At 72.9% G+C, this 24,383-nt stretch carries 17 protein-coding genes, 1 tRNA gene and 2 pseudogenes; 11 read left to right on the forward strand and 9 right to left on the reverse strand.

Features of this window, described 5'->3' with window-relative positions; all coding sequences use genetic code 11:
* Nucleotides 1-284, forward strand: a pseudogene (locus EBM89_RS21150) (DNA polymerase Y family protein); the annotation flags it as partial.
* Complete coding sequence (locus EBM89_RS08135) at nt 277-4,035, forward strand: PHP domain-containing protein (RefSeq protein WP_122148946.1); 3,759 nt, start codon at nt 277-279, stop codon at nt 4,033-4,035. The pseudogene EBM89_RS21150 and the gene EBM89_RS08135, both read left to right, overlap by 8 nt.
* A gap of 66 nt (nt 4,036-4,101) precedes the next feature.
* On the opposite strand, the gene EBM89_RS21155 is transcribed toward EBM89_RS08135, so the two are convergent.
* The gene (locus EBM89_RS21155) at nt 4,102-4,263 is read right to left on the reverse strand and encodes a hypothetical protein (protein WP_158609567.1); all 162 of its coding nucleotides are present in this window, start codon (nt 4,261-4,263) and stop codon (nt 4,102-4,104) included.
* Between the two features lie 122 nt (nt 4,264-4,385).
* Between EBM89_RS21155 and EBM89_RS08140 the strand changes: the two genes are divergently transcribed.
* Nucleotides 4,386-5,288, forward strand: a complete 903-nt coding sequence (locus tag EBM89_RS08140; protein WP_122148947.1) for a dihydrodipicolinate synthase family protein — start codon at nt 4,386-4,388, stop codon at nt 5,286-5,288.
* Between the two features lie 179 nt (nt 5,289-5,467).
* Here the strand turns inward: EBM89_RS08140 and EBM89_RS08145 are convergent, their stop codons facing one another.
* From EBM89_RS08145 to EBM89_RS08155, 3 genes are all read right to left on the reverse strand, one after another.
* Nucleotides 5,468-6,517 (reverse strand): hemolysin family protein, encoded by a 1,050-nt coding sequence (locus EBM89_RS08145; RefSeq protein WP_122148948.1) that lies wholly within the window; start codon nt 6,515-6,517, stop codon nt 5,468-5,470.
* Nucleotides 6,514-7,920, reverse strand: a complete 1,407-nt coding sequence (locus EBM89_RS08150; RefSeq protein WP_122148949.1) for a hemolysin family protein — start codon at nt 7,918-7,920, stop codon at nt 6,514-6,516. The genes EBM89_RS08145 and EBM89_RS08150 overlap by 4 nt, the downstream gene beginning before the upstream one ends.
* Before the next feature lie 189 nt (nt 7,921-8,109).
* Nucleotides 8,110-9,357: an AI-2E family transporter gene (locus tag EBM89_RS08155; RefSeq protein WP_122148950.1), complete on the reverse strand. Its 1,248-nt coding sequence runs from the start codon at nt 9,355-9,357 to the stop codon at nt 8,110-8,112.
* A 184-nt stretch (nt 9,358-9,541) separates the two neighbouring features.
* Between EBM89_RS08155 and EBM89_RS08160 the strand changes: the two genes are divergently transcribed.
* Nucleotides 9,542-9,624, forward strand: a tRNA-Leu gene (locus EBM89_RS08160).
* Between the two features lie 356 nt (nt 9,625-9,980).
* Here EBM89_RS08160 and EBM89_RS08165 read toward each other — a convergent pair.
* A pseudogene (locus EBM89_RS08165) lies at nt 9,981-11,139 on the reverse strand (IS3 family transposase).
* Between the two features lie 500 nt (nt 11,140-11,639).
* On the opposite strand from EBM89_RS08165, the gene EBM89_RS08170 reads away from it, so the two are divergent.
* The 5 genes from EBM89_RS08170 (at nt 11,640) to EBM89_RS08195 (ending at nt 18,884) form a co-directional block, all read left to right on the forward strand.
* The gene (locus tag EBM89_RS08170; protein WP_122148951.1) at nt 11,640-11,912 is read left to right on the forward strand and encodes a hypothetical protein; all 273 of its coding nucleotides are present in this window, start codon (nt 11,640-11,642) and stop codon (nt 11,910-11,912) included.
* A 63-nt stretch (nt 11,913-11,975) separates the two neighbouring features.
* A complete protein-coding gene (locus EBM89_RS08175; protein WP_147463488.1) occupies nt 11,976-12,596 on the forward strand; it encodes a hypothetical protein in 621 nt (206 codons plus the stop codon).
* A 434-nt stretch (nt 12,597-13,030) separates the two neighbouring features.
* Nucleotides 13,031-13,750, forward strand: coding sequence for a hypothetical protein (locus EBM89_RS08180; RefSeq protein WP_147463489.1), 720 nt, complete (start codon nt 13,031-13,033; stop codon nt 13,748-13,750).
* Between the two features lie 20 nt (nt 13,751-13,770).
* The gene (locus EBM89_RS08185; RefSeq protein WP_122148954.1) at nt 13,771-16,170 is read left to right on the forward strand and encodes a glycoside hydrolase domain-containing protein; all 2,400 of its coding nucleotides are present in this window, start codon (nt 13,771-13,773) and stop codon (nt 16,168-16,170) included.
* Nucleotides 16,171-17,447: 1,277 nt separating this feature from the next.
* The gene (locus EBM89_RS08195; RefSeq protein ID WP_147463490.1) at nt 17,448-18,884 is read left to right on the forward strand and encodes a serine hydrolase; all 1,437 of its coding nucleotides are present in this window, start codon (nt 17,448-17,450) and stop codon (nt 18,882-18,884) included.
* A 3-nt stretch (nt 18,885-18,887) separates the two neighbouring features.
* Here the strand turns inward: EBM89_RS08195 and trpS are convergent, their stop codons facing one another.
* The 4 genes from trpS to EBM89_RS08215 form a co-directional block, all read right to left on the reverse strand.
* Nucleotides 18,888-19,889 (reverse strand): tryptophan--tRNA ligase, encoded by a 1,002-nt coding sequence (gene trpS / locus EBM89_RS08200; protein ID WP_122148957.1) that lies wholly within the window; start codon nt 19,887-19,889, stop codon nt 18,888-18,890.
* Between the two features lie 218 nt (nt 19,890-20,107).
* Nucleotides 20,108-20,680 carry a YdeI/OmpD-associated family protein gene (locus EBM89_RS08205; RefSeq protein ID WP_122148967.1) on the reverse strand — a complete coding sequence of 191 codons (573 nt, stop codon included), beginning with the start codon at nt 20,678-20,680 and terminating at the stop codon, nt 20,108-20,110.
* An 83-nt stretch (nt 20,681-20,763) separates the two neighbouring features.
* Nucleotides 20,764-21,003: a helix-turn-helix domain-containing protein gene (locus EBM89_RS08210; RefSeq protein WP_122148958.1), complete on the reverse strand. Its 240-nt coding sequence runs from the start codon at nt 21,001-21,003 to the stop codon at nt 20,764-20,766.
* Nucleotides 21,003-21,611, reverse strand: a complete 609-nt coding sequence (locus EBM89_RS08215) for a hypothetical protein (protein ID WP_122148959.1) — start codon at nt 21,609-21,611, stop codon at nt 21,003-21,005. The genes EBM89_RS08210 and EBM89_RS08215 overlap by 1 nt, the downstream gene beginning before the upstream one ends.
* 150 nt (nt 21,612-21,761) lie before the next feature.
* On the opposite strand from EBM89_RS08215, the gene EBM89_RS08220 reads away from it, so the two are divergent.
* Together EBM89_RS08220 and EBM89_RS08225 are read left to right on the forward strand one after the other, a co-directional pair.
* The gene (locus tag EBM89_RS08220) at nt 21,762-22,793 is read left to right on the forward strand and encodes an RDD family protein (protein WP_158609569.1); all 1,032 of its coding nucleotides are present in this window, start codon (nt 21,762-21,764) and stop codon (nt 22,791-22,793) included.
* 303 nt (nt 22,794-23,096) lie between these two features.
* Entirely contained in the window at nt 23,097-24,362 is a 1,266-nt protein-coding gene (locus EBM89_RS08225; protein WP_122148961.1) for a GNAT family N-acetyltransferase, read from the forward strand.
* The last annotated feature ends 21 nt before the right edge of the window (nt 24,363-24,383 follow it).

Consider the following 24,383-nt stretch of genomic DNA (forward strand, 5'->3'; position numbering starts at 1 on the left):
CGGCCGTCACGGTGCTCGACGCCGCCGGGCGCCCCGTCGTGGTGGACGCCCGGTTCGACCTGAGCGGCGACCCCGCCCGGGTGCGCACCGCCGCGACCGACCGCCGGCCCGCCGCCGAGCACGACGTCGCGGGGTGGGCCGGGCCGTGGCCGGTCGCCGACCGCTGGTGGTCCGAGGACGGCGCCCGGCTGCGGGTGCACGTCCAGGTCACGCTGGCCGACGGGCGCGCGCTGCTGCTCGCCTGCCGCCCCGAGGGCTGGACCTGCGAGGCCGTCTATGACTGACGCACCCCGGTACGCGGAGCTGCACGCGCACTCGGCGTTCAGCTTCCTCGACGGCGCGAGCCAGCCCGAGGAGCTCGCCGCCGAGGCCGCCCGGCTCGGGCTGGACGCGCTCGCCCTGACCGACCACGACGGCCTGTACGGCGTCGTCCGGTTCTCCGAGGCGGCGCGGGAGGTCGGGCTGCGCACGGTGTTCGGCGCGGAGCTGCACCTGCCGGTGCCCGGCGTCGGCGGCCCGGACGTGCTGGACCCGCCCACCGGCGTGCCCGACCCGCGGTCGGTGCACCTGCCGGTGCTCGCGCGCGGCCCCGAGGGGTACCGGGCGCTGTCCCGCACCATCGCCGAGGCGCACCTGGCCACCGGCACCAAGGGCGCCGCCGAGTACCGGCTGGAGTCCCTGGCCGAGCAGTCCGACGGCCGGTGGCTGGTGCTCACGGGCTGCCGCAAGGGCCTGGTGCGGCACGCGCTGAGCGACGGCGGCCGGGAGCCCGGCGTCACCACCGCGGGCGTGGACCGCGCCCGGGTCGAGCTGGACCGGATGGTCGCGCTGTTCGGGCGGGACAACGTCGCCGTCGAGGTCACCGAGGGCGGCGGCCCGTACGACTCGGAGGTGGTGGACGCCCTCGCCGCGCTCGCCCACGACGCCCGGCTGCCGCTGGTCGCCACCGGCAACGTGCACTACGCGACGCCCCGGGACGCCGACCTCGCCGCCGCGCTGGCGGCCGTGCGCGCCCGGTCGTCCATGGAGGACCTGGACGGGTGGCTGCCCGGCGCCCCGACCGCGCACCTGCGGTCCGCCGCCGAGATGCTGCGGCGGCACCGCCGGCACCCGCAGGCCGTCGCCACCGCCGCCGCGCTCGGGGCGGAGAGCGCGTTCGACCTGCACCTCGTCGCCCCCCGGCTGCCGCCGTACCCCGTGCCGGAGGGGCACACCGAGGCCACCTGGCTGCGCGAGCTCGTCCGCCGCGGGGCCCGCGAGTGCTACGGCCCGCCGGAGGCCGAGACGGTGCCCGGCGCGTACGCCCAGCTGGAGCACGAGCTGCGGGTCATCGAGCAGCTCGGGTTCCCCGGGTACTTCCTCGTCGTCTACGACCTGGTCGACTTCTGCCACCGCAACGGCATCCTCGCCCAGGGGCGCGGGTCCGCCGCGAACTCCGCGGTGTGCTTCGCGCTGCGGATCACCGCCGTCGACGCCGTCAAGCACGGCCTGCTGTTCGAGCGGTTCCTCGCGCCCGAGCGCGACGGGCCGCCGGACATCGACGTCGACATCGAGTCCGGGCGCCGCGAGGAGGTCATCCAGTACGTCTACGCGAAGCACGGCCGCACCCACGCCGCCCAGGTCGCCAACGTCATCTCCTACCGGGCGCGCTCCGCCGTGCGCGACGCCGCCCGCGCCCTCGGGCACGACGTCGGGCAGCAGGACGCGTGGAGCAAGTCCATCGAGCGCTGGGGCACCCTGCGCGGCCCGGCGCCCCGGCACCCGTGGTGGTCGGGGGAGAACCGCGGCCCGCAGCAGCCCGCGGCCTCGGCGGTCGCCCCGCCGACCCAGGCGCAGCCCGCCCGGCCCACGTCGACCCGCCCCGGTGCCCGCCCGGCTGGTCCTGCGGGTCGTGCCGCCCTGGACGCCCGGGACGCCGTGCGGATCCCTGGGCAGCAGCACGCCGCGACCCGCCAGGACCGGCGGGCCGCCGCGTGGGCAGCGCAGCAGCGCGACCCCGAGGGCGTCGTCTGGGGCTGGAACCACGAGCCGGAGACCGCACCGGTCCCGGCGGGCCGCCGCGCGGAGCCGAAGCCGCCGTGGTCGGTCGCGTCCGACCCGGCCCCGCGGCGCCCCGCCGGGCTGGACGACACCGACCGCGCCGCCGGGGAGCGCACCGCCGACGGCCACGACGTCGTCCCCGCGCACCGCCCGCCGCCCGCCAGCGACCTCGCCGAGATCCCGGAGCAGGTCATCGACCTCGCCGACCGGTTCCTGCGCCTGCCCCGGCACCTCGGCATCCACTCCGGCGGCATGGTGATGTGCGACCGGCCGGTCATCGAGGTGTGCCCGGTGGAGTGGGCGCGCATGGAGGGCCGCACCGTCCTGCAGTGGGACAAGGACGACTGCGCGGACGCGGGCCTGGTGAAGTTCGACCTGCTGGGCCTCGGGATGCTCACGGCGCTGCGCCTGGCGTTCGACGAGGTCGAGCGGCACGGCTCCCCGCGCCCCGACCTGCACCGGCTGCCGCACGAGGACCCCCTGGTCTACGACCTGCTGTGCGCCGCCGACACCGTCGGGGTGTTCCAGGTGGAGTCCCGCGCGCAGATGGGCACGCTGCCGCGCCTGCAGCCCCGGGACTTCTACGGGATCGTCGTGGAGGTCGCCCTCATCCGCCCCGGACCCATCCAGGGCGGGTCCGTGCACCCCTACATCGAGCGGTACCAGAAGCGGCAGCCGGTGACCTACCCGCACCCGCGCCTGGAGAAGTCCCTCAAGCGCACCCTGGGGGTGCCGTTGTTCCAGGAGCAGCTCATGCAGATGGCGATCGACGTCGCGGACTTCACGCCCGCCGAGGCCGACCAGCTGCGCCGCGCGATGGGCTCCAAGCGCAGCATCGAGAAGATGGAGGCGCTGCGGGCCCGCCTGATGGCGGGGATGACCCGCAACGGCGTCGCCCCCGACGTGCAGGAGGAGATCTACGAGAAGCTCAAGGCGTTCGCCGACTTCGGGTTCCCGGAGTCGCACGCCTACTCGTTCGCGTTCCTCGTCTACGCGAGCTCGTGGCTCAAGGTGCACCACCCCGCGGCGTTCTACGCCGGGCTGCTCGCCGCGCAGCCCATGGGGTTCTACTCGCCGCAGACCCTCGTCGCGGACGCCCGGCGGCACGGCATCGGGGTGCTGCGCCCCGACGTGCAGCGCTCGGGGGTGCAGGCCGTGGTCGAGCGCACCGCGGACACCCCCGCCGGGGGCGAGCCGCGTCTCACCCCGCTGCAGTCGGGCACGGCCCCGGTCCCGCGCCTGCGCCGGGGCGGGGAGGGCGTGCTCCACGACACCGGGGACCCCGACCGGTCGCTCGCCGTGCGGATCGGCCTGGCGTCGGTGCGCACCGTGGGGAAGAAGGTCGCCGAGCGCCTGGTCACCGAGCGCGACGCCCACGGGCCGTTCGCGGACCTGCGGGACCTGGTGCGCCGGGTCGACCTCAGCACCACCCAGCTCGAGGCCCTCGCCACCAGCGGCGCGCTCGAGACGCTGGGCGTCACCCGTCGCGAGGCGCTGTGGGCGGCCGGGGCGCTCGCCCAGGAGGGCCCGGGCACGCTGCCGGGCGTCTCCGTCGGCGTCGAGGCGCCGACGCTGCCGGGCATGAGCACGGTCGAGCTCGCCGTCGCGGACGTCTGGGCGACCGGGGTGACGGTCGACTCCTACCCGACGCAGCACGTGCGCGACGGGCTGGACGCCGCCGGGGTGCTGCGGGTCGAGCAGGCGTTCCGGCACGAGGCCGAGCGGCGGGTCGCCGTCGCCGGGGTGGTCACCCACCGGCAGCGGCCCGGGACCGCCGGGGGCGTCACCTTCCTGTCGCTGGAGGACGAGACCGGGCTGCTGAACATCGTGTGCAGCACCGGGCTGTGGCAGCGGTTCCGGAAGGTCGCGCGCACCTCGCGGGCGCTCGTCGTCCGGGGGCGGCTGGAGCGTGCGGACGGGGCGACGAACCTGGTCGCCGAGCACCTGACACCGCTGTCGCTGGCCGTGGCGACGTCCTCGCGCGACTTCCAGTGACCGTGCTGGTGGACGGGCCGGCGCCCGTCGGCCCGGGGGAAGACCCGGGTGCCGGCCCGTCCGGTCTCAGGGCGCGGTCAGCCCGCGGGCGCGGACCCGCAGCAGCGCGGCGCCCATGGCGGCGCCCACGGCGGCGAGCAGCGCGGCGGCCGCCCCGGCGAGGGTCACGTGCGCCCCGGTGGCCGCGAGCGGGTCGGGACGGCGGGGGTCATGGGTGGAACGGGGCATCACGACTCCTTCGTCGCTAGAAACCGGTTCCCTCTCGACGTTAGTCGCGCTCGCCGAGCACGAGTGGGACCCTGGTCCCAGAACTGCCCGCGTCGCCCCGACCTGCGTCCTATGCTCGGGCGATGTCGATCCTCGGCCCCCTGGTGGCCTACCTGCCCACGCCGCGCGGCAGCGAGGGGGAGGTGCGGACCGAGCCCCTGGAGGACCTCGCCGACCGCGCGATCCGCGCCGGTGCCTCCGGCATCGCGGTGCTCGGCAGCACCGGCGGGTACCCCTACCTGACGCCCGCCGAGCGGCGGCTCACGGTCGAGGCCGCGGTCGCCGCCGCGGACGGGCGCGTGCCCGTGGTCGCCGGGGTCGGGGCGTTCACCACCGACGAGGTCGTCGTGCACACGATCGTCGCCGAGCGGGCCGGCGCCGCGGCGGTGCTGCTGCCGACGCTCGCGTACCTGCGCCTCACCGACGACGAGGTGATCGGGCTGGTCGAGGACGTCGCCGACGCCGCGCAGGTGCCCGTGTGGCTCTACCACAACCCGGTCACGACGAGCTTCCGGTACGAGGTCGACACCCTCGTCCGGGCCGCCCGGGTGCCCGGGGTCGGTGGCGTCAAGGACCGGGGGAGCGACGCGACCGAGCTCGACGCGCGGATCCGCGCGCTCGTGGCGCAGGTGCCCGCGACGGTGGAGGTCGGGTGCAGCGGGGACGTCTTCGGGGCGGACGGGCTGCTCGCGGGTGCCCGCACCTGGCACTCGGGCCTGGCGAGCGTGCTGCCCGCCTGGTACGTCGCGGTCGCCACCGCGGCGGCGGACGGTCGCGCGGACGAGGCCCGGGCGCTCATGACCCGCCTGGCGCCCGTCGCCGAGCTCGTGGTGTCCCTCGGTGGCCCGCGCGCCGTGCACGCCGTCGCGCGCTTGACCGGGGTCGACGCCGGCGTGCTCCCGGCCCCGCTGCGCCCGGTCGACGGCGCCGGCGTCACCGCCCTCGCCGTGGCTCTGGACGCCCTGGGCGACACCCCCGCCCTCTGACCGCGCACGGCCCCCAGGGTCCCGGGCCCCGAACGGTCACCACGTGCGGGGTCCACGTCCGCGAACCCCGCATCAGCTGACCTCTCGGCGCGGCAGCAGATCCCGGGGGCGCTGCAGGTGCCGATGCACGAGCGCCCGCCCACCCCCGGACGGGGCGGACGGGCGCGTCGGGCGTCGGGTCAGGCCCCGGCGACCGCCGTGGGCGTCGTCCCGGTGACCGTCGTCCCCGCCGCGACCGGGAACAGCCGTGCGAGGACGTCGGCGAGCGTCGCGACGCCCACCACCCGCTCGCCGTCGTGCACGACCGCGAGGTGCTGCCGCTTCTCGCGCATCTCGGTGAGCGCCGCCGCGACCGGGGCGTCCGCCGCGAGGTGCAGCACGGGCCGCACCACGGGGGAGACCGGGGCGTCGTCCGGGTGCGCGAGGGTGTCGCGCACGTGGGTGACCCCGTCCAGGCGCTCGCCCGTGCCGACGAGCACGCGCAGGTGCCCCGAGGCCCGGGTGGCGGCGCGGACGTCCGCCATCGTCGCGTCCACCGGGACGGCCGTGGGGGTGCTCGCGCCGGTGAGCAGGTCGCGCACCGTCATGGTCTGGAGCTCGAGCGCCCCGGTGATCTGCGCCGAGTACGCCTCGTCCAGCGCCCCGACGTTGGCCGAGTGCTCGACCAGGTGCCGCAGGTCGTCCGGGTTCTGCCCGGTGGCGATCTGGTCGGCCGGCTCGACGCCGACCTTGCGCAGGCACCAGTTGGCCGCCTCGTTGAGCACGCGCAGCACGGGGCGGGTCAGCCACATGAACGCGCGCATCGGGGTGGCGAGCATGATCGCCGACGTCTCCGGGTGCGCGATGGCCCAGGACTTCGGGGCCATCTCGCCGACGACGAGGTGCAGGAACGTCACGATGACCAGCGCCAGCACGAACCCGGCGACGTCCGCGAGCCACAGGGCGGCGCCCCACTGCTCGAACAGCGGGGTCAGCCAGTGGTGCACGGCGGGCTTGGTGACCGCGCCGAGCGCCAGGGTGCAGGCCGTGATGCCGAGCTGGGAGCCCGCGAGGAGCACGGTCAGCTCGGAGGACGAGCGCAGGGCCGCCCGGGCGGAGCGGCTGCGCGGGGCGGCCTCCTCCAGACGGTAGCGCTTGGCCGCGAGGGCGGCGAACTCGACGGCCACGAAGAACGCGCTCAGCGCGATCAGGGCCACGGTCACGACGATGACCACGACGGGGTCGCTCATCGGTCCTCCTCCTGGTCGCGGGAGACGGCGGTCTCGCGCTCGTCCTCGGTCGGCGGCGGGTCGGCGGGCACAGTCACCCGCACCAGCGACGGCACGTGCCGCTCGATCTCCAGCACGTCCACCCGCATCCACACCGGGTCGGGCTCCCCGGCGTGCGCGAGCTCGCCCGGGTCGTCCGGCAGCAGCACGACCACGCTGGTCCCGGCCGGGGGCAGGGAGCCGTGCGCGGCGATGACCAGGCCGCCGATGGTCTCGTAGTCGTCCCGGGGCAGGTCGCGCCCGACGGCGCGCTCCACCTCGTCCACGTGGACGTCGCCCGCCATGGTCCAGGCGCCGTCGTCCTCCGCGAGGGTCGGGGCGTGCACGCCGGTGTCGTGCTCGTCGGTGATCTCGCCGACGAGCTCCTCGGCGAGGTCCTCGAAGGTGAGCACGCCCGCGAGGCCGCCGTACTCGTCCAGCACGCACGCGAGCTGGTTGCGGCCCGCCGCGAGGCGGCGCAGCGCGTCCGGGAGGGTCATCGACGTGGGCAGCAGCTCGGCCGGGCGCATCAGCGCCTCGACGGGCTCGGTGCCCCGGTCGGCGGCGGCGAGCACGTCCTGCAGGTGCACGACACCGCGCACCTCCTCGTCCTGACCCAGCACGGGGTAGCGGGAGTGGCCGGTGGCCATGACCTCGCGCACCTCGGCGACGGTGTCGCCCGTGCGCACCACGTCGACGCGGGAGCGCGGGATCATCGCGTGCTCCACGTCCTGCTCCGGGAAGTCCAGGATCCGGTCCAGCAGCATCGACAGCTCGCGGGGCAGGTCCCCGCTCTGGGCCGACTCCGCGACGATGTGCTCCAGGTCGCGGGCCGTCGCCGAGTGCTCGACGTCGTGCACCGGCTCGATGCGCAGCAGCCGCAGCAGGGCGTTCGACGCGGAGTCGAACACCCGGATCAGCCAGCCGAGCACCTTGAGGTACACGTTGGTCGACGTCGCGAGCGCCACCGCGACCGGCTCGGGCCGGGCGATGGCGAGGTTCTTCGGGAACAGCTCGCCGAACAGCATCTGGATCAGCGTGGACAGCAGCAGCGCGCCGACCGTGCCGATCGCGATGCCGACGCCGCGGGGCACGCCCACGCCGCCCAGGGCCTCGCCGATGGACTCACCGATCAGCGGCTCGGCGACGTAGCCGACCAGCAGACCGGTGACCGTGATGCCGAGCTGGGCGCCCGACAGCATGAACGACGTCCGTCGCGTCACCTGCAGCGCACGCCGGGCACCCCCGTCGCCGTCGGCCGCGCGCGCGTTGAGACGCGACCGGTCGACGGCCATGTAGGCGAACTCCTGGGCCACGAAGTACCCGGTCGCCGCGGTGATCGCCAGCACGACCAGCAGGCCGAGCAGGAGCGACAGCACCCACATCACCTCTCACCCCCCGCCCCGGTCTCGTCACGGGTCAGGGGGTTGCTACTACTGTCGCCGTCCATCTCTCTCCAGGTCGGGGGCACGGTCCGAGCGCTCCAACGCCGGTGCGTGGGACGAAGTTCCCAGACGCGGGCACCGGATTCCGCCAGGCGCGCCGTGACCTCGGTCACACGCGCGTCGCGCGCCTCATCGTGAGGCGTCGGCGTCGCCCTCGTCGTCGCGGTCGTCGTCGTCCACGGGCCGCACGCCGTCGTTCGCCTCGTCCACCGGCATCGGCGGATCCGTCTGGTGGAACCGCGAGTAGATCGCCCAGGCCACCGACACCAGCGGCACCGCGATCACCGCACCGAGGATCCCGGCGGTGAGCGTCCCGCCCGTCACCGCCAGCGCCACCACCACCGGGTGCAGCGAGACCTGCTTGCCCATCACCAGCGGCTGCAGCACGTGCCCCTCGAACTGCCCGATCAGCGCGATCCCGATGCCGACCACCGCCGCCTGGATAGGCCCGTTCGCCGCCAGTGCCACGATCATCGCGATCACCATCGCCGCCGGGGCGCCGATCAGCGGGATGAACGCACCGATCAGCACCAGCACCGCCAGGGGAGCGGCGAGCGGCACGCCGATGATCGACAGCAGCACGAACGCCAGCGCGCCGTCCGTCACCGCGATGATCACCGTCCCGCGCGTGTAGCCCGAGAACGTGTACCAGCCCGTGCCGCCCGCGGTCTTCCACGACTCCCGCACCGAGCCGGGCAGCTGGTTGACGAACCACGTCCACATCTCCTGGCCCCGGGCCAGGAAGAAGATCGCCGTGAACACCGCCAGCGCCAGCGCCGTGAACACCTCCACCACCGAGCCCGCCGACGCCGCCGCCTGGCCTGCCAGGTCGCCCGCGTGGTCCTGCAGCCACTGCCGGCCCGTGTCGATCCACTCCGCGATCTGCTCGTTCGTGATCGAGAACGGCAGCGGCCCGTGCTCCAGGAAGTCGACGATCTGGTCGATGCCGTCCCCGAACTGCCGCGACAGCGCCTGCCACTGGTTCGCCACCGAGTAGCCGACGTAGAACACCATGCCCGCCAGCACCAGGAACCCGCTCAGCAGACCCAGCGCCGTCGCCAGCCCCCGCGGCATCACCTTCGCGTACACGTCCACGACCGGACGCAGCACCGCCGCCATCACGAACGCGATGAACACCGCCACGAACAGCAGCTGCACCTGCGATGTGGCGAAGAACACCAACGCGATCCCCGCCAGCAGCACCAGCAGCCGCCACGTGATCCCCGCCGACGTCCGCAACCACCGCGGGACGCCGTCGTCCGGCACCCCCGACGGCACCGCGCGACGCTGCCCCGCGACCCGCCGTGCCGCACCACCAGCGGGCGGACCGGCCTTCGAGGACCCCGAACGGTCGGTCCCGCCACCCTGGTCCACCATGCCCGCACCACCTCCGCGCCGCGCCCGTCGGGGCAGCGCCGGACGAGCGCCCCACGGGACACCGCCAGTGTGCCCCCACCTGCGGATGCGTGCCCGGGCGCCACACCGTGCTATGTTTTCTGCCGCACCTGAGGGGTCGTCAGGGCGCTGAGAAGCGCTCGTGATGAGCCGTCAGGGATCACCTGTCCGGGTGGCGGAATGGCAGACGCGCTAGCTTGAGGTGCTAGTGCCCTAACGGGCGTGGGGGTTCAAGTCCCCCTCCGGACACTCGTTGAGACAGCGACGACGAAGGCCTCGACCCCCGCCAGGGTCGGGGCCTTCGTCGTGCTCCTGGGCGCGCCGGCGCGTACGCGCGTCGAGATGACAGGACGCGCCTGTGCGACGGGTTCCGTCCAGAGGCGCGTCCTGTCGTCTCGGTGAGGTGTTCCGTCGTGCGCAGGCGTGTTCCGCCATGTCGGCGCGCGTCGGCGCGAGCAACGCGTCGAGGGGGAGGCCGCACCATCGCCCCTGCGCCGGTCCGGCCAGGCGTGACGCGCTGGATCCCGCTCGGGTCTCCTGGGCGCCGCTCACCACGGTCGTGCGCGGTCGCCCGGGTCTGCTGCACGTGTAGGTGACAGCGGAACTCAGGCGGCGAGTGCGACCTGAGTGGTCTTGATCGTCTCGTACTCGATGGGTGTCAGGCGGTCGAGGCGGACCTGGCGTCGGCGGCGGTGGTAGGTCCGTTCGATCCAGGTGATGATCACCAGGCGCAACTCGTCACGGGTGGCCCAGCGGCGGCGGTCCAGGACGTTCTTCTGCAGTAGCGAGAAGAACGACTCCATGGCGGCGTTGTCCCCGGCGGCGGCGACCTGCCCCATCGACCCGGCGAGGTCGTGACGGGCCAGGACGCGGGCCACCTTCCGGCTTCGGAACTGGCTGCCCCGGTCGGAGTGCACCACGCACCCGGCCACCTCGCCGCGTCGTTGCACGGCACTGACCAGGGCGGCCACCGCGATATGGGACGTCATGCGGTCGCTGATCGAGTACCCGACGATCCGGCCCGAGAACATGTCCTTGATCGCACGGAGGTAGACCTTGCCCTCGGACGTGGGGTGCTCGGTGATGTCCCAGAGCCACAGCCGGTTCGGTGCGTCCGCCCGGAACTGGCGCAGCACGAGGTCTTCATGGGCCGGCGGACCGGCCTTCTTCGGGTTCTTCGAGCGCTTCTTGCCGAACCCCGACCACCACTGGTTGTCCCGACAGATCCGCCAGACCGCGCGGTCGCAGGCGACCAGACTGGCGCGGGCGGCTTCGTCGGCCAGGAGCCGGTGGCCGAACTCCGGGTCGTCGCGGTGGGCGTCGCACAACGCGTTCGCGAGGTGCGCCGGGCGACCTCCCGCGCGCCGACGGGCTCAGCGAGCCACCGGTAGTCGGGCTGTCTTGCGAGCTTGAGAACCCGGCACGTCACCACGACGGGCACCCCGTCGGCGGCGAGCTCACTCACGAGCGGGTAGAGCCTTTCCCGGCAGCTGCGCCTGGGAGAGATACGCGGCCGCGCGGCGCAAGACCTCGTTCTCCTGCTCCAGCAGGCGGATACGCCGGTTCGCCTCGCGCAGCTCGGCCGACTCGGTCCGGGTCACCCCGGGCCGGTTGCCGTCCGCGACGTCGGCATCACGCAGCCAGTTCCGCAGACACGACTCGGCGACGGGCGAAGTCGACCGCGACCTGCTTGATCGGAGCGTCCCCGCGGCGAGCCACGGCCACGACGTCGTCGCGGAACTCCGTGGGATAGGGCCTGGGCACGGTGCACATCCTTCCAGCGGCGCCTACCAGCACCACACATGGGTGTCACCTACACGTGCAGCAGACCCCACCGTCCTCACGGGGCGTGCGTGGAACGCGTCTACGTGGCTCGAGACGTCGTACTACCTGCTGAGCTTCCGATGAGCCACTCAAAGACACCTACTTGTCTTCTCAGAGGAGGCGCCTGCCACTCAAATAGCCCTCACGCAGCGGGTTCTCCACCTGCTTTCAGGGTACGTGGACTGTAGGAAAGCATCATGCAACGTCTGCTGCGCGCGCCTGGGTCGGCACGAGAGTGGCGATCGTGGTCAACGCCCCTCGCCGCCGTTGTGATCGCAGCGTCGCTTGCCAGTTGCGCGAACAGGGACAGCACCACTCAGGGGAGCTCGCCGCATCCCCCCCTTGCAGGTGAGTCAGCGGCGGCGGTTGCGCACGATCCGAGCTTTGAGGGAGTTCCGTGCGCTGAGCTCCCCGGGTCAGCGACGGCCCGGGCCGGCGACATGGAGGGCTGGTTCAACGCGACGCCCGCAGACGCCGAGGGGAACGTGCTCTCCGACCCCGTGGATTGGCGCGATCCGCGGATGCTCGAGCATCCTCGCGTGGCGTTGGTCGACGCCGCAACGGTCGAGGTGATCTCGACCTACGACAGGATCGCGTGTTCCAGCGACGTCTCGTATGTGCCAACCCCGGGCAGCAGTTGGCCAGAAGTGGGAACGGTCATCGTCGACATGGACACGGGAGAAGTCGTGGAGATCGTCGACAGTGCGAGGTGACCTCAATGCTGCGCAGAGTGGCTGCGACGACGGTGCACAAGTTGGTTTCCGGCTAGAGAGGATGTGAAGAAGATGTTCAAGCGCACTGCTGGAACGGTCTTGGTTGTTGTTGCCGCCCTGCTGATATCTCAGGGTCCGGCACTCTCGTCCACGGCGAACAGCGAGGGCCTCATTTTAGAGGGCTCGGTCCTGGCTACTCCTGAAGAGGTGGCGGCAAACGGCGGAAGCCCTCGTGATGTGGCGGAGCAGGAGAAGCTCTGGGATTCTCTTGCGCCGAGCGTCGCGGCTGAGCAGATGACGCTGAATGCCGAGTTGGCGGAGGAGTTCCTTGAGGCCAGTAGGCGGGTGGTGATCGTGGCTCCGCAGGTGGATCCGGCAGCCCGGATCTCCACATACTCGTGTGCGGGTAGCAACAACCCTTCGTACAAAGTGGCTGTCAACGGGTACGCGACACAGTGCTTCACCGGAGCGGCGGGTACATACGTGCTGACGACCCAGATGACTGACTGGGGAGGTGCTGGCGACGCGCGTCTCTACCCCGGAACTCACAAGGGGCAGGTTTACTACATGCTCGGAAACGGTTACTACTGGTCGACCGTGCGTGGCCCCCATGACTACACCTGGCGCCACTTCAATATCTCGTATGACCACAAGCTGACTGTACTTCGAGTCAGGTTCACCTGACCGCGCCGGCTTTCGGCGCCCGTCAGTCGACGCGGGCTAGCCGTCTGCGTGCTGGTGCGAAAGGTGCTTGTCGCATGCCAGGTGCCTGCTGAGTGCAATCTGCAGAAGGTCCTTGGTCGGAAGGGAGCGGTGTCTTGGGTGCACTTAGTCGACGGGCATTTGTCACGGGGACGCTGACCGCGATCTCGTGGGCGGCCGTGCGCGTCCCGGCATCCGTCTCGCCGGCGGCTGACCAAAACCGAGGTCTGGGGGTCGTGCCTCCAGCGAGGACGCTGTCGGTCTACGACACCCAGTCCGGTCGTGCAAGCACCTGGGCGCCGCCGGGACCGATCGGAGTCACCTCTCAGAGCGCGGTCGGTGCGGGTGTCTTCCTGCGATGCGCCTGGGATCGCAGACTCGTCCAGCCGGTCGGTCTGGCCGTCACCTGCCTGGTCGTGCACGAGAATGCGCTCGTCTCGGTCGACGCGGTCACGTCAGAGGAAGATGGCGCTGTGGTTGTCAGGATTCCGCTGGCGGATCTGCCGGGCGCCGACGACGGAGGAAGTTGGACGGTGCTTCCTGACATCGCCGTCGCTGAGTCAGTGCACGACGACCCGGTCGAGGCTCCTCTGGATACCGTGGTGATCGTAGAAGGCGCGAGCTCCAGGGTGGTGGGCCCCGAGTCGTCGACGGCACGACGGGGGAGCGCGGGGACCCATTCGGTCGACGGTGTCGCCTGGGCCGTCGAGATCTCCGTGCTCTGGGCCGTTCCGTTCGACGGTGCGACGGCTGCAACTTACTCACGTCCCGAGGTCGTCCTCGTGACCGCGACTGGTCCCGGGCCCGTTCCTCCGGGAGCCAGGGTGGTCCTCACTGTGGATCGCCGGGTCACGGGAGAGCTCACCGTGGTGTCCGCAGCAGCTGATGACGGGAAACCTGTCGCGATCGCACCGCAATGGGAAGTGGACGACGACCTAGGGATCCTGGGGCTCACGCTCACTGAACCTATCCCGGCAGGTCGTTCGGTGAGGGTGACGGTCGAGGGGTCCGAGCCGGTACCGGCAGATCCGGAAGAGGCTGCTCGCTTGGCCGCCAACGTCCGAATCACCAGCGGTTCGACCCGACCTGAACTGCAGCTCGGCTCGGGCCGGGACGACCACTCAATCATCATCTGACCCCAGGAGGACGGCCCGACATGGATCAGATGGTGCTGAAGGCGCAGCAGTACATCAATGCGACCTACGGAGGGCGGACGGGCTACGCGCGCGTCACAGAGGACGGGCGCACCGGGTGGGGCACGATGTACGGCTTGACCCGAGGGCTGCAGATCGAGCTCGGCATCGCCCAGCCGTCCAACAGCTTCGGTGACGCAACCCGGGCCGCCTTCGAGGCTCAGATCGGCCGCATCAACTCGGCTACCACGCAGCACGAGGTCGTGGTGCTACTCCAGTGTGCGCTGTGGTGCAAGGGCTACGGGGGAGGCCCGATCGGCGACGGTTGGAGCGAGGCGGTCGCAGTCTCGGTCGCGTCCGTTCGGGCACGCCTCGGCCTTGCCGTGACCGACGACCCGCTAGGCGGCAGTGCCACAGTACCGTCCAAGCTGATGAAATCTCTGCTGACCATGGATGCGTACGTCCAGCTGACTGGCGGCTCCCTCGCCCTGCGCGCGGGTCAGCAGTGGCTCAACCGGCGATACTGGGGCCGGAAGAACTTTTACCTCGTCCCAACCGATGGCCTGTACACCCGGCAGATGCAACAAGGGCTGATGTACGCCATACAGTACGGGCTCGGAATGTCTGACTCGGTCGCCAATGGCAACTTCGGTCCGGGCACGAGGGAAGGGCTCGCCTCCTCTGGGCTCGTCAAGCTTGGCGACGGTGACGACGACCGCTCGTTTGTGTCTCTTTTCCAGATCGCACTGGCGGCCAACGGGTACGACAGTCCGGTCACGGGATCTTTCGACACTTCGACCCAAGAGGCAGTCCTGCGGTTTCAGACGTTCATGGAGATGCAGGTCATCAAGCAGCAGTCGCCTGCGGCAGGTCGTGGCGACTTCGACACCTGGGCCGCGCTGCTGGTCAGCACCGGGAACCCGGACCAACATGCCACGGGGTTCGACACGAACACACCGCTGACGGCGTCGGTTGCCGCGGCTCGCCGCGCCGGTGGATTCCTGGTCGCTGGCCGGTACCTGACAGTCGCGAGCAAAGCCCTTGCTCCGGGTGAGATCGAGGTGATCCATGGTGCCGGGCTGAAGTTGGCACCCATATTCCAGAACTACAACAACGCCGCGACGTACTTCACCCGAGCGGCAGGAGTGGACCACGGTCAACAAGCCGCAGTCCGCGCGCGTGAACTAGGCATCGGGCCGTCCACCATTTTTTTCGCGGTCGACTACGACGCGACGGGCGACGAAGCATCATCGATCGTCCGCGAGTACTTCGAGGGTGTCGTCCAGGGGTTGAGATGCTCCGCTGCCGTCCGGTATGGCGTAGGCATCTACGCCACCCGAAACGTCGCGGCGGCGATCTCACAGGCAGGACTCGCGGAGGCTGTGTGGGTGAGCGGGATGTCCACGGGATACTCGGGCAACCTAGGCTTCCGCATGCCGGAGAACTGGCATTACAACCAGATCCAGGAGCTCAAGGACCTGAACATCGACCGCAATGTGGTCTCCCACCGCGCTCGGCCCGTCGGCCCCGAAATCATGACGGCAGCCCCGGTGCGCGACGGTGCATTCCACCCGTTGCACTGGGGCTCCAAAGAGGTGGGGTCAGAACGGGCAGGTCTGATGAAGCTTCAGGTGCTTGCAGAGCGTTGCGCGATTGAGGCTGGTGTGGATGGCCCGGCGGTGCTGAGTTCTGAGTTGATCATGTTCTGGTTGCAGAGTGAGTCCTATGCGCTGAATGACGAACTGAAGACGTTGCCCTGGGAGCTCTACACGCCGCGTTACGAGACGACGCTGTCCACCGTGCCCACGATCATGGCGAGGGCGGTGTCGGCGCGGAGGGCGTTCTTCGAGGCCGCCGGTGATGTTCATGCGCTCGACGGCTGGTACGAGGGAGACTTCCAACATGCCGCCGCGACGGCCCACGGGGCGCGGATCTGGGGGACGACGCCGGGCAGCGGGCGGGCCGGAGTGGGGGATCTCGGTGGGTGGGGTCTCGATGTCGCGCAGGCGTGGGACAACTACGTCTCTGCGGGTAAGCCGCAGCCGTTCCGGGCCTGGGCTGCCACGCACGTGGGCCAGGAAGACGTCTCACTGAGCGGGTTCTCCCGTTCCGACGCCATCGCCGATGCCGACGGGTACCTGGTCGCCCTGGCGATGGAGGGCGGCGCGACATTCGCCGGCGCGTGGGCACAGGTGCTTGCCTCGCACCCGACCTGGCAGCAGCGGTGGCGTGCGTTCCTCACACGTCGTTTCGGTTCGCACGAGGTGCTGACCCAGGCGCTGGAGCACCTGGTCAGTGTCAGCAACCTCCTGCCGCCGATCGGCTGGGCGCGGTGGTTCTTCGTCCACGAGCATCCCGTCGGTGCCGAGGCCCGTGCGGTAGCCCAGGTCTTGGCGGACAGGTTCTATGACCTCGCCGAGTGACCGGGTACACACCTGCGGACCGGCAACCCGGGTCGCGACGGGTGGTGCGTACCTGGCGGTCGCGCTGCTCGGCACGTGGTGGATCGCGACGGGGATGGACCGCGCGCTCTACTCTGCCCCCTTGTCCTCCGCCGGCGGGCCGGGGCCGCGAGGGTGGTGGAGTGCCACCGCCGTCCTGGGGGGTGGACTTCTCGTGGTGGTTCCGCTGGTGACGTCGTTGGTGAGGTTGCACGGTGGCGCGGCGCTCCCTACGTGGGTGGTGCGGTGGACGACAGTCGCATACGCGGTCCTGGGCATCGGCATCGGGCTTCTCGTGGTCCTCGACCTCCTTGCCGGCTGGGCGACGCGCGCGCCGACGCTCGCGGGCACGGCCCGGGCAGATCTGGTGCTGCAGTTCGGTGTCCCACTGGTGGTGGTGACCACCGGAACGTGGGCGCTCCGGTCACGGTCGCGAGCTCAGGGCCCTGGCGCCAGGCAGGCGTCGTGGCGCGGCCAGTTCCTGGCAGGCGCGCTCCCCGCGGCGCTCCTGTGCCTTGCAGGTGCGGCATTCGCTCTGTCGACACCGGCCTGACTCCGAACCAGGCTCAGCATCTCTTTGGCGACGGTGCCTGCCGAGAAGTTCGCGGTGTCGGGTCTGCTGGAGGGATGTGCACCATGCCTAGGGCCCTGCACCAAGGATTTCGGCGACGACGTCGTGCCCGTGGCTCGCCGCGGGGATGCCCCGACCGATCCATCTGCTGGAGCAGGAGAACGAGGTCCTGAGCCGCGCGGCTGCGCATCTGTCGCGGGCGCATCTGCCGGGACGACGTTCTACCCGCTCGTGAGTGAGCTCGCCGCCGACGGGTGCCTGTCGCGGTGACGCTGGGGGGTACTCCCGCTTGGAGTGCAGCGGCGCGGGGGAACGGTTCCTGAAGCTCGCCAGACAACCGTGCTACCGGTGGTTCGCCGCGCCCGTCGGCGCGCGTGAGGTCGCCCGGGCCCACCTCGCGAACGCGTTGTTCGACGCCCACCGCGACGACCCGGAGTTCGGGCACCGGCTTCTGTCCGACGAAGCCGTTCGCGCCGGACTGGTCGCCTGCGACCGCACGGTCTGGCGGATCTGCAGGCAGCGCGGCGCCCCGGATCCAGTGCTGGTCGGCGTATCGCTCGACGACCTCGGCCTGACCGACCAGGTGATCGAGCGCACGGCTGACGTGACGCTCAGCGTCAACGTGGAAGGCGAGACCGCCACCCACGTCGGCACCTCGTGTGATCGATCGCCGCCTAGGGTGGAACGCATGCTCAGCGACGCGCACCCGACCTCGCCCCTGCGGACCGGACGGCGTCGTGGCCCCCGGGTCGCCGCCGCTGCGGCGGCCGTCCTGCTGGCGGTGACGGCCTGCTCGAGCGGCACGCCGAGCGCCCCGACCTCGCCGACGGACTCCGCCAGCACGCGCGCGGCCGTCACGCTCCCGGACACCCCCGTCGGCGACACCGCCCGCTGGGTGCTCCGGGTGCTCGCCGCGTCCGAGGCGCCCCCGGTGGCGGAGCTCGAGCGCCGGTTCGCGCCGTCGTTCCTCGAGCAGATCCCGGTGTCCGACCTGGCCGCAGTGCTGGTCCAGGTGCAGGAGCAGGGCTCGTACACCCCGGTCGCGGTCGCCCCGCCGGACGCGACGACGGCGCTGGAGATGACGCTCGCGACCGAGGGCGGCGAGTTCGTCGCCGTGCAGATCGGGCTGGACGCCGACGGGCTGGTGGAGACGCTGTTCTTCGGGCCCGGCGTCGACCCGGACCGACCCGTGCCGTCGTCGTGGCCCGAGGTCGAGGAGCGGCTCGGCGAGATCGACGCCCGGTCGTCGCTGCTGGTCGCGCGGGTCGGCGACGACGGCCGGTGCACGCCGGTCGACGGTGCGCCGCGGGGGAGGGACCCGGACGCCGTCCTCCCGCTCGCGTCCACGATCAAGCTGTACGTGCTCGGCGCGGTGGTCGAGGCCGTCGAGGCCGGCGACCTCGCCTGGGACGACACGCTGACGCTGACGGACGACGTCCGGTCGCTGCCCTCGGGCACCCTCCAGGACGAGCCGACCGGCACGACCGTCACCGTGCGGGAGGCCGCCGCGCAGATGATCGCGATCAGCGACAACACCGCCACGGACCTGCTGGTCGCCGCCGTCGGGCGCGAGGCCGTCGAGGCGGTCCAGGCGACGATGGGCCACCACGACCCCGCCCTGAACACGCCGCTGCTCACCACCCGGGACCTGTTCCGGGTCGGCTGGGGCGACCCCGCGCTGCGCACCGCGTGGGCCGACGGCGACGCCGCCGAGCGCCGCGTCCTGCTGGACGGCCTGCCGGGCGGGGTGCTCGACGTCGACCCGGCCGCGGTCGTGACGCCGGCGTGGCAGGACGACGCCGACTGGTTCGCCACGGCGGGGGACCTGTGCGCCGCGCACGCATGGTTGCAGGAGGCGGCCACGACCCCGGCGGGGGAGCCGGTCCGGGACGTCCTGTCCGCGAACCCGGGCTTCGACGTCGACACCGCCGCGTGGCCCTACGTCGCGTTCAAGGGCGGCAGCGCGCCGGGGGTGATGACGGGGACGTGGCTCGCCGAGGACGCGGCGGGGGACACCGTGGTGGTCGTCGTGCAGCTCGCCGCCGACGACCCCGCGGCCGTGGCGCAGCCGGTCACGATGGTCGACGTCGCGGCGGGGGCGCTGGCGGTGGTCGCGGGCTCCTGAGTCTCACCCCACCGGGACCAGCCCCATCGCCTCCGCGACGGCGCCGACGGTCGCCGTGGCCTCGGGCTCGACGGCGTCGCGCCCCGCGCGCAGCACCCTGTCCACCTCGCCCGGGTCGGCGGTGATCTCCGCGTACCGGCGCTGCACCGGCCGCAGGGTCGCGACCAGCGCCTCGGTGACGGCGGCCTTGAGCCCGCCGGACCCGCGCAGCCCGGCGACGGCCTCCTGCGGCGTGCTGCCGTTGAGCGCGCCCAGCAGCGTCGCGAGGTTCGTGACACCGGGCCGGGTCGCCGCGTCGAGCGCGAGCGAGGGGTCGGCGTCCGTGACCACGCGCCGGACCTTGGCGGCGACGGTGTCGGGGTCGTCCAGCAGGAAGACCACCCCGCTGCCGTCGGAGCCGGTCTTGCCCATCTTCGTGGTGGGGTCGCGCAGGTCCTTGAGCCGGGGCACGTCGGGCGGGGTGACGCCGCGGGGGACGGTGAGCACGTCGCCGTACCGGGCGTTGAACCGGCGGGCGAGCGTCGTGGTGAGCTCGAGGTGCTGCCGCTGGTCCTCGCCGACGGGGACGACGTCCGCGCGGTGCACGAGGACGTCAGCAGCCATGAGCGCGGGGTAGGTGAGCAGGGAGAGGCGGATCGAGGTGGTGCCCGCCGACTTCTCCTTGAACTGCACCATGCGGGTCATCTCGCCGTAGGTCGCGGTGCTCTCCAGCAGGTACGACAGCGCGGTGTGGGCGGGCACCGACGACTGCAGGAACAGCCGGGCGCGCGGGTCGAGGCCGCAGGCGAGCAGGGTGGCGGCGACCTCGCGGGACGCGGCGCGCAGGCGGGCGGGGTCGTGCTCGACGGTGAGGGCGTGCAGGTCGGCGACGCAGGCGATCACGTCGGTGCCGGGGTCCGCGGCCAGGTCGAGCAGCGGGCGGATCGCGCCCAGGTAGTTGCCGATCTGGAGGCGGCCGGTGGGCTTGAGACCGGTGAGGACGCGGGTGCGGGGTGCGCTGGTCATGAGGGCTCTCCGTGGGGTCGGGGGGAGCGGTGCCCACGACGGGTCGGAGTTCTCGCGCGAGTCGGCCGCCCGTGCGGGCGGCCGTGGACGGGTGAGGTCAGGCGGCGCCCTGGTCGGGCTGCCACCACGCGGCGACGGGGGTCGAGGTCCTCACGCCAGCAGTTTGCCGCAGGACAGGCGGCCGCGGGGCGGGTTCCGCGTGCCGGGTCCCTCGGGCGTCAGGCGGTCGGCGCGGTGAGCAGGTCCGCGACGGCCCGGGCGATGCGCCGCGCCCGGGTCTCGGGGGTCGCGGCGGTCATCACCGGGTGCAGCACCGAGTACCGCGCCTGGGCGTTCAGCGCCGTGAACCGCTCGCGGGCGCCCGGGGCGGCGTCGAGGGCGGCGAGCAGGTCGTCCGGGACGACGGCGGTGGCGGACCCGGCGTAGGCGCGGTCCCAGCGTCCGTCACCCTGCGCCCGCTCGATCTCGGCGACCCCGCGCGGACGCAACCGTCCCGCTTCGGTGAGTCGGGCGACGTGCTCGACGTTGCGGACCGACCACAGCGAACGCGCCCGCCGGGGCGTGAACTTCTGCAGGAAGGTCGCGGCGTCGTGGCTGCGCTTCTGCCCGTCGATCCACCCGCTGCACAGGGCCTCGTCGAGGGCCTGCGCGTAGGTCAGGGAGGTGGGGTCGACGGTGCCCTTCTTCGCGAGCACCAGCCAGACGCCGTCGGGGTCGTCCTCGTGCGCGTCGAGCCAGGTCCGCCAGGCGGCGACGTCGGGCACGGTGAGCAGCGGTGCGGCGTCGGCCACGGGGACCCCCTCGGGGTGTCGGCGGAGCACCAGGATGCCCGACCCCACCGACAACGCCCGCACCGATCGGCACCTACCGGCACCTATCGGGCGCCGCCCGGCGGGGTGACGACGAGCAGGTCCCCGACCTGGCAGCCGAGCACGTCGCAGACGGCGGTGAGCGTCGAGAACCGGATGGCGCGGGCGCGGTCGTTCTTGAGCACGGACAGGTTGACCACGGTGACGCCGACGAGCTCGGCGAGGCGGGTCAGGGTGAGCCCGCGCTCGGCCAGCAGCTCGTCCAGCCGGCAGTGCACCCGCCCGGCGTCCTCCTCGGGCGGCATCAGACGAGGCCCTCGGCGTCGCGCTGCATGCGCTCCCCGGCGTGGAACGCGGCGGCCAGCGCCCCGACGGCCATGGCCGCGAGGATCGGGGTCCACGACATCGGCCGTTCGGCGGCGTCGAGGACCGCCGGGTCCGCGACGAGCGCGAGCGCGCCGTTGGACGCCATGACGGAGAACCCGAACCAGGCGAACCAGCCGCCCGCGATGAGCAGCGAGACGGCCGTGATCAGGCGCGTGGCGCGCTGCGAGAAGAACTGCCCGCCGAGCATCTGCCGGCACAGCAGCAGCACGCAGACGGTGATGGCGATGGTGGCCAGCGGGGGGACCACGGCGGCGCCGAGCGCGGACACGTAGGTGCCGGGCGGCATGTCGGGGACGGTGACGCCCGCGGTGTCGACGTGCGCGGCGACGGTCGCGCCGCCCGGGCCGATCGGCAGGTCGAGGGGCACGCCGCGCAGCAGGACGTCCACCTGCACGTCCTGGTTCGGCAGCAGTCGGACGAGGTCGCGGACGAGGGTCACCGCGTTCCACGCGATGACCGCGCCGCCGACGAGCAGGACGGACCAGAGGTCGGACGGACGGGCGAACCAGGGTGCCTTCGGGGGCATGACACGGACCCTTCATATCGAAGAACGATGTTATCGAGAGACGATATGCACCTCGGGCGCGGGAGTGCAAGCGCACGGCGGTGCGCGGTTGCGAGGTGTCCGGTCGTCGTTTCTCGGACACAGCGGGCGGTGTCGTGCCACGATCGGGCGGTGACCGGACCCGGGGTGATCGCGCACGCCCGTCCCGTGCTCCCGGCGCCGGTGGGGCCTCCACCGCTCGCGGGCTGGTGGCGCCGTGTCGCGGGCGCGCTGCTGGACGACGCCCTGCTCGGCGCGGTCACCTGGCTCGCCGCGGGTCCCGGGGTCGAGGCCCTGTCGCTGCACCCGGGCTTCTCGCTCGCGCCCGCGGACGCGGTCACCGGCGGGACCGGGTCGGTCGTCTGGCCCCTCGGGGTGCTCGCCGTGCTCGTGCTGCTGCTGGCGTACACGGGCGCCACGCCGGGCAAGCGGGTCGCGGGTGTCGCCGTGGTCCGTGCGGACACCGGCGTCCCGGCCGGGCTCGGACGCAGCGTCGCGCGGCCGGTGCTGCACCTGCTGGACGCCCTGCTGCTGATCGGCTACCTCCGCCCGCTGTGGCACGCGCGCCGCCAGACGTTCGCCGACTCCCTGCTCGGGACGGTCGTCGTGCAGACCCGCGGCCCGCTGCGGCACCCGGCGCTCGTGCGGTTCGCCCGGCCGGACCCGGTGGGCCCGGTCGTCGTCACGGTCGCGGCGTCGGTGGTGTGCGCGTTCGGCGTCGCGTTCAGCCTGGGCACCGCCGGGGGTGGGCAGGTGCTGACGGGCGACCCGCGCCCGTGCGAGGTCCAGGGTGCGCCGGGCGCCGCGGGCGTGTCGGCGACCGTGCAGCCGGTGACGTACACGACGTCCGAGCGGCGCGGCTGGGTGCGGCGACCGACTCCCGACGCGGGGACGGGCATCGAGGTCACGTGGACCTGGCCGGATCGGATCGGCGTCGGCGCGGTGACGACGGACGTGTGGGTCTCCCGCTCGGGCACGGGACGCGGGGACGCGTCGCTGGTCTCGGGCGGGGCCGTCGCCGAGGCGGGCGGGGCAGGCAGCGCCGTGAGCGCGCTCGAACCCGGCCTGGTCGGGGACGTCGGGGCGGACGGGTGGGTCGAGTCGGACCTCCGGGTCGCCGGTGACGTCGTCGCGACCTGCCGGGTCCCGGGTCCCGTGCCCTGACTCGTCCCGGTGCAGGGCCGGCCGCAACCGCCGTCCTGACGGGTGCGGTCCGACCGGGGGACGCACGTCCGGGTGACGCCGTGGGCGCGGCTCCACCGGGTGCGCGGGGCGCTCGCGGCCGCTGATCTGGGTCGACGCGGTCACGTCGGGCGTGACTCGTGTCGCCGCTCGGGCGGGCGCCGCCCCCCGCGGGGTCCGGGGCCGCGGTTTCACCCGGGAAACAGCCCATAGCGGCATAAAAGCGACAATATGCTCGCGCCGACCGATGCCCCGCCCGGCAACGACGCCCCCCGGAGGCCCGACGTGCGCACCCGCCTTCTGCCCCTGCACGCCGTCACCCCGTCCGACGCGCGCGCCTGGCGCCGCCTCGCGGACACCGCCGTCGAACCGAACGTCTACCTCGACCCCCGGTTCCTGCTCCCCGCCCGGGACCGCGGCCACGAGACCGACGACCTGCGCCTGGTCGTGGTCGAGGAGCGCGGGGAGTGGCTCGCGCTGCTCGCCGTCACGACGAAGCAGATCGGCCTCGGCGTGCCCGTGCGCGCCGCGACCACCGGCGGCACCTTCATGACCACGCACTCCGACCGGCACCACCCGCTCGTGCGGATCGGCCGCGAGACCGAGGCGCTGCACGCCCTGCTGCGCGGCATCCGGTCCTCCGGCCTGCCCGGCCTCGTCCAGCTCCAGCACTTCCCGGCCGACGGGCCGCTCGCCGACGCCCTCGCCACCATCGTCGGGGCGACGTCGATGCGGGCCCACGAGCGCCGCCGAGTCGAGGCGGCGTGCGCGACCCGCGGCAGCGTCCCCGCACCCGTCCCCGTGCCCGCCCTGGTCGGCGCGGGGGCGCCGGGCCTCCCGACGGCGCCGCCCGGACCCGTCGTGGTCGACCCGCCGTTGCACCACGAGCACATGGGCTCCGGCCGTCGCAAGGACGTCCGGCGCCGCGCCCGCGCCCTCGCCCGCGCCGCCGGGGGACCGCTGGCGCTGCACGACGTCAGCGCCGACCCCGCCGCCGACGACGCCTTCGTCGCGCTGCAGGCCTCCGGCTGGAAGGGCGACGCGGGGCAGGGCGGCGCGGCGCTCGCCCTCGACCCCGTCGCGCAGCGCTGGTTCCGGGAGGTGGTCGGGGCGTTCCGCGCGGACGGCGACGCCCTCGTGCTCCGGCTCGACGCCGGGGGGTGCACCCAGTGGACCGGGTACAGCCTGCGGTCCGGCGGCACCTACTTCGGGTTCCTCGACGCGTACGCCGAGGAGCACCGGCAGCACAGCCCCGGCGCGCTCGGGCGGCTCGCCGAGATCTCCTACTTGTTCGCCGCGACGGACGCCCCGGCGCTCGACCCGGCGTTCGACGCCCGGTACGTCACCGGCGCGCAGCTCTACCCCGACCGGCGCACGTACGCCGACGTCCTCGTGTCGACCGGCGGCGTCGTCGCCCGCACCGCCGTGCGGGCCGCGCCGGTCGCGCGGCGGCTCGGGTTCGGGGCCGGGGCGGTCGGGATGCCGCTCGCGCCCGAGCACGGCGCGGAGCTGGAGGAGCTGCTCCGGCTGCTCACCGCCGTCGGCGTCTGAGGAGCCCGGCGTAGCGTGGGG

The organism is Cellulomonas triticagri (genome assembly GCF_003696205.1).
GTDB lineage: Bacteria > Actinomycetota > Actinomycetes > Actinomycetales > Cellulomonadaceae > Cellulomonas > Cellulomonas triticagri.

Bases quoted from the DNA above. Each gene is read 5' to 3' on its own strand.
- EBM89_RS08150 (WP_122148949.1), bottom strand. From the start codon at position 7,920: ATGTGGGTGCTGTCGCTCCTGCTCGGCCTGCTGGTCGTGCTGGCGATC.
- EBM89_RS08140 (WP_122148947.1), top strand. From the start codon at position 4,386: ATGTCGATCCTCGGCCCCCTGGTGGCCTACCTGCCCACGCCGCGCGGC.
- EBM89_RS08135 (WP_122148946.1), top strand. From the start codon at position 277: ATGACTGACGCACCCCGGTACGCGGAGCTGCACGCGCACTCGGCGTTC.
- EBM89_RS08215 (WP_122148959.1), bottom strand. From the start codon at position 21,611: ATGCCCCCGAAGGCACCCTGGTTCGCCCGTCCGTCCGACCTCTGGTCC.
- EBM89_RS08210 (WP_122148958.1), bottom strand. From the start codon at position 21,003: ATGCCGCCCGAGGAGGACGCCGGGCGGGTGCACTGCCGGCTGGACGAG.
- EBM89_RS21155 (WP_158609567.1), bottom strand. From the start codon at position 4,263: ATGCCCCGTTCCACCCATGACCCCCGCCGTCCCGACCCGCTCGCGGCC.
- EBM89_RS08195 (WP_147463490.1), top strand. From the start codon at position 17,448: ATGCTCAGCGACGCGCACCCGACCTCGCCCCTGCGGACCGGACGGCGT.
- EBM89_RS08170 (WP_122148951.1), top strand. From the start codon at position 11,640: ATGGAGGGCTGGTTCAACGCGACGCCCGCAGACGCCGAGGGGAACGTG.
- trpS (WP_122148957.1), bottom strand. From the start codon at position 19,889: ATGACCAGCGCACCCCGCACCCGCGTCCTCACCGGTCTCAAGCCCACC.
- EBM89_RS08185 (WP_122148954.1), top strand. From the start codon at position 13,771: ATGGATCAGATGGTGCTGAAGGCGCAGCAGTACATCAATGCGACCTAC.
- EBM89_RS08145 (WP_122148948.1), bottom strand. From the start codon at position 6,517: ATGAGCGACCCCGTCGTGGTCATCGTCGTGACCGTGGCCCTGATCGCG.
- EBM89_RS08155 (WP_122148950.1), bottom strand. From the start codon at position 9,357: ATGGTGGACCAGGGTGGCGGGACCGACCGTTCGGGGTCCTCGAAGGCC.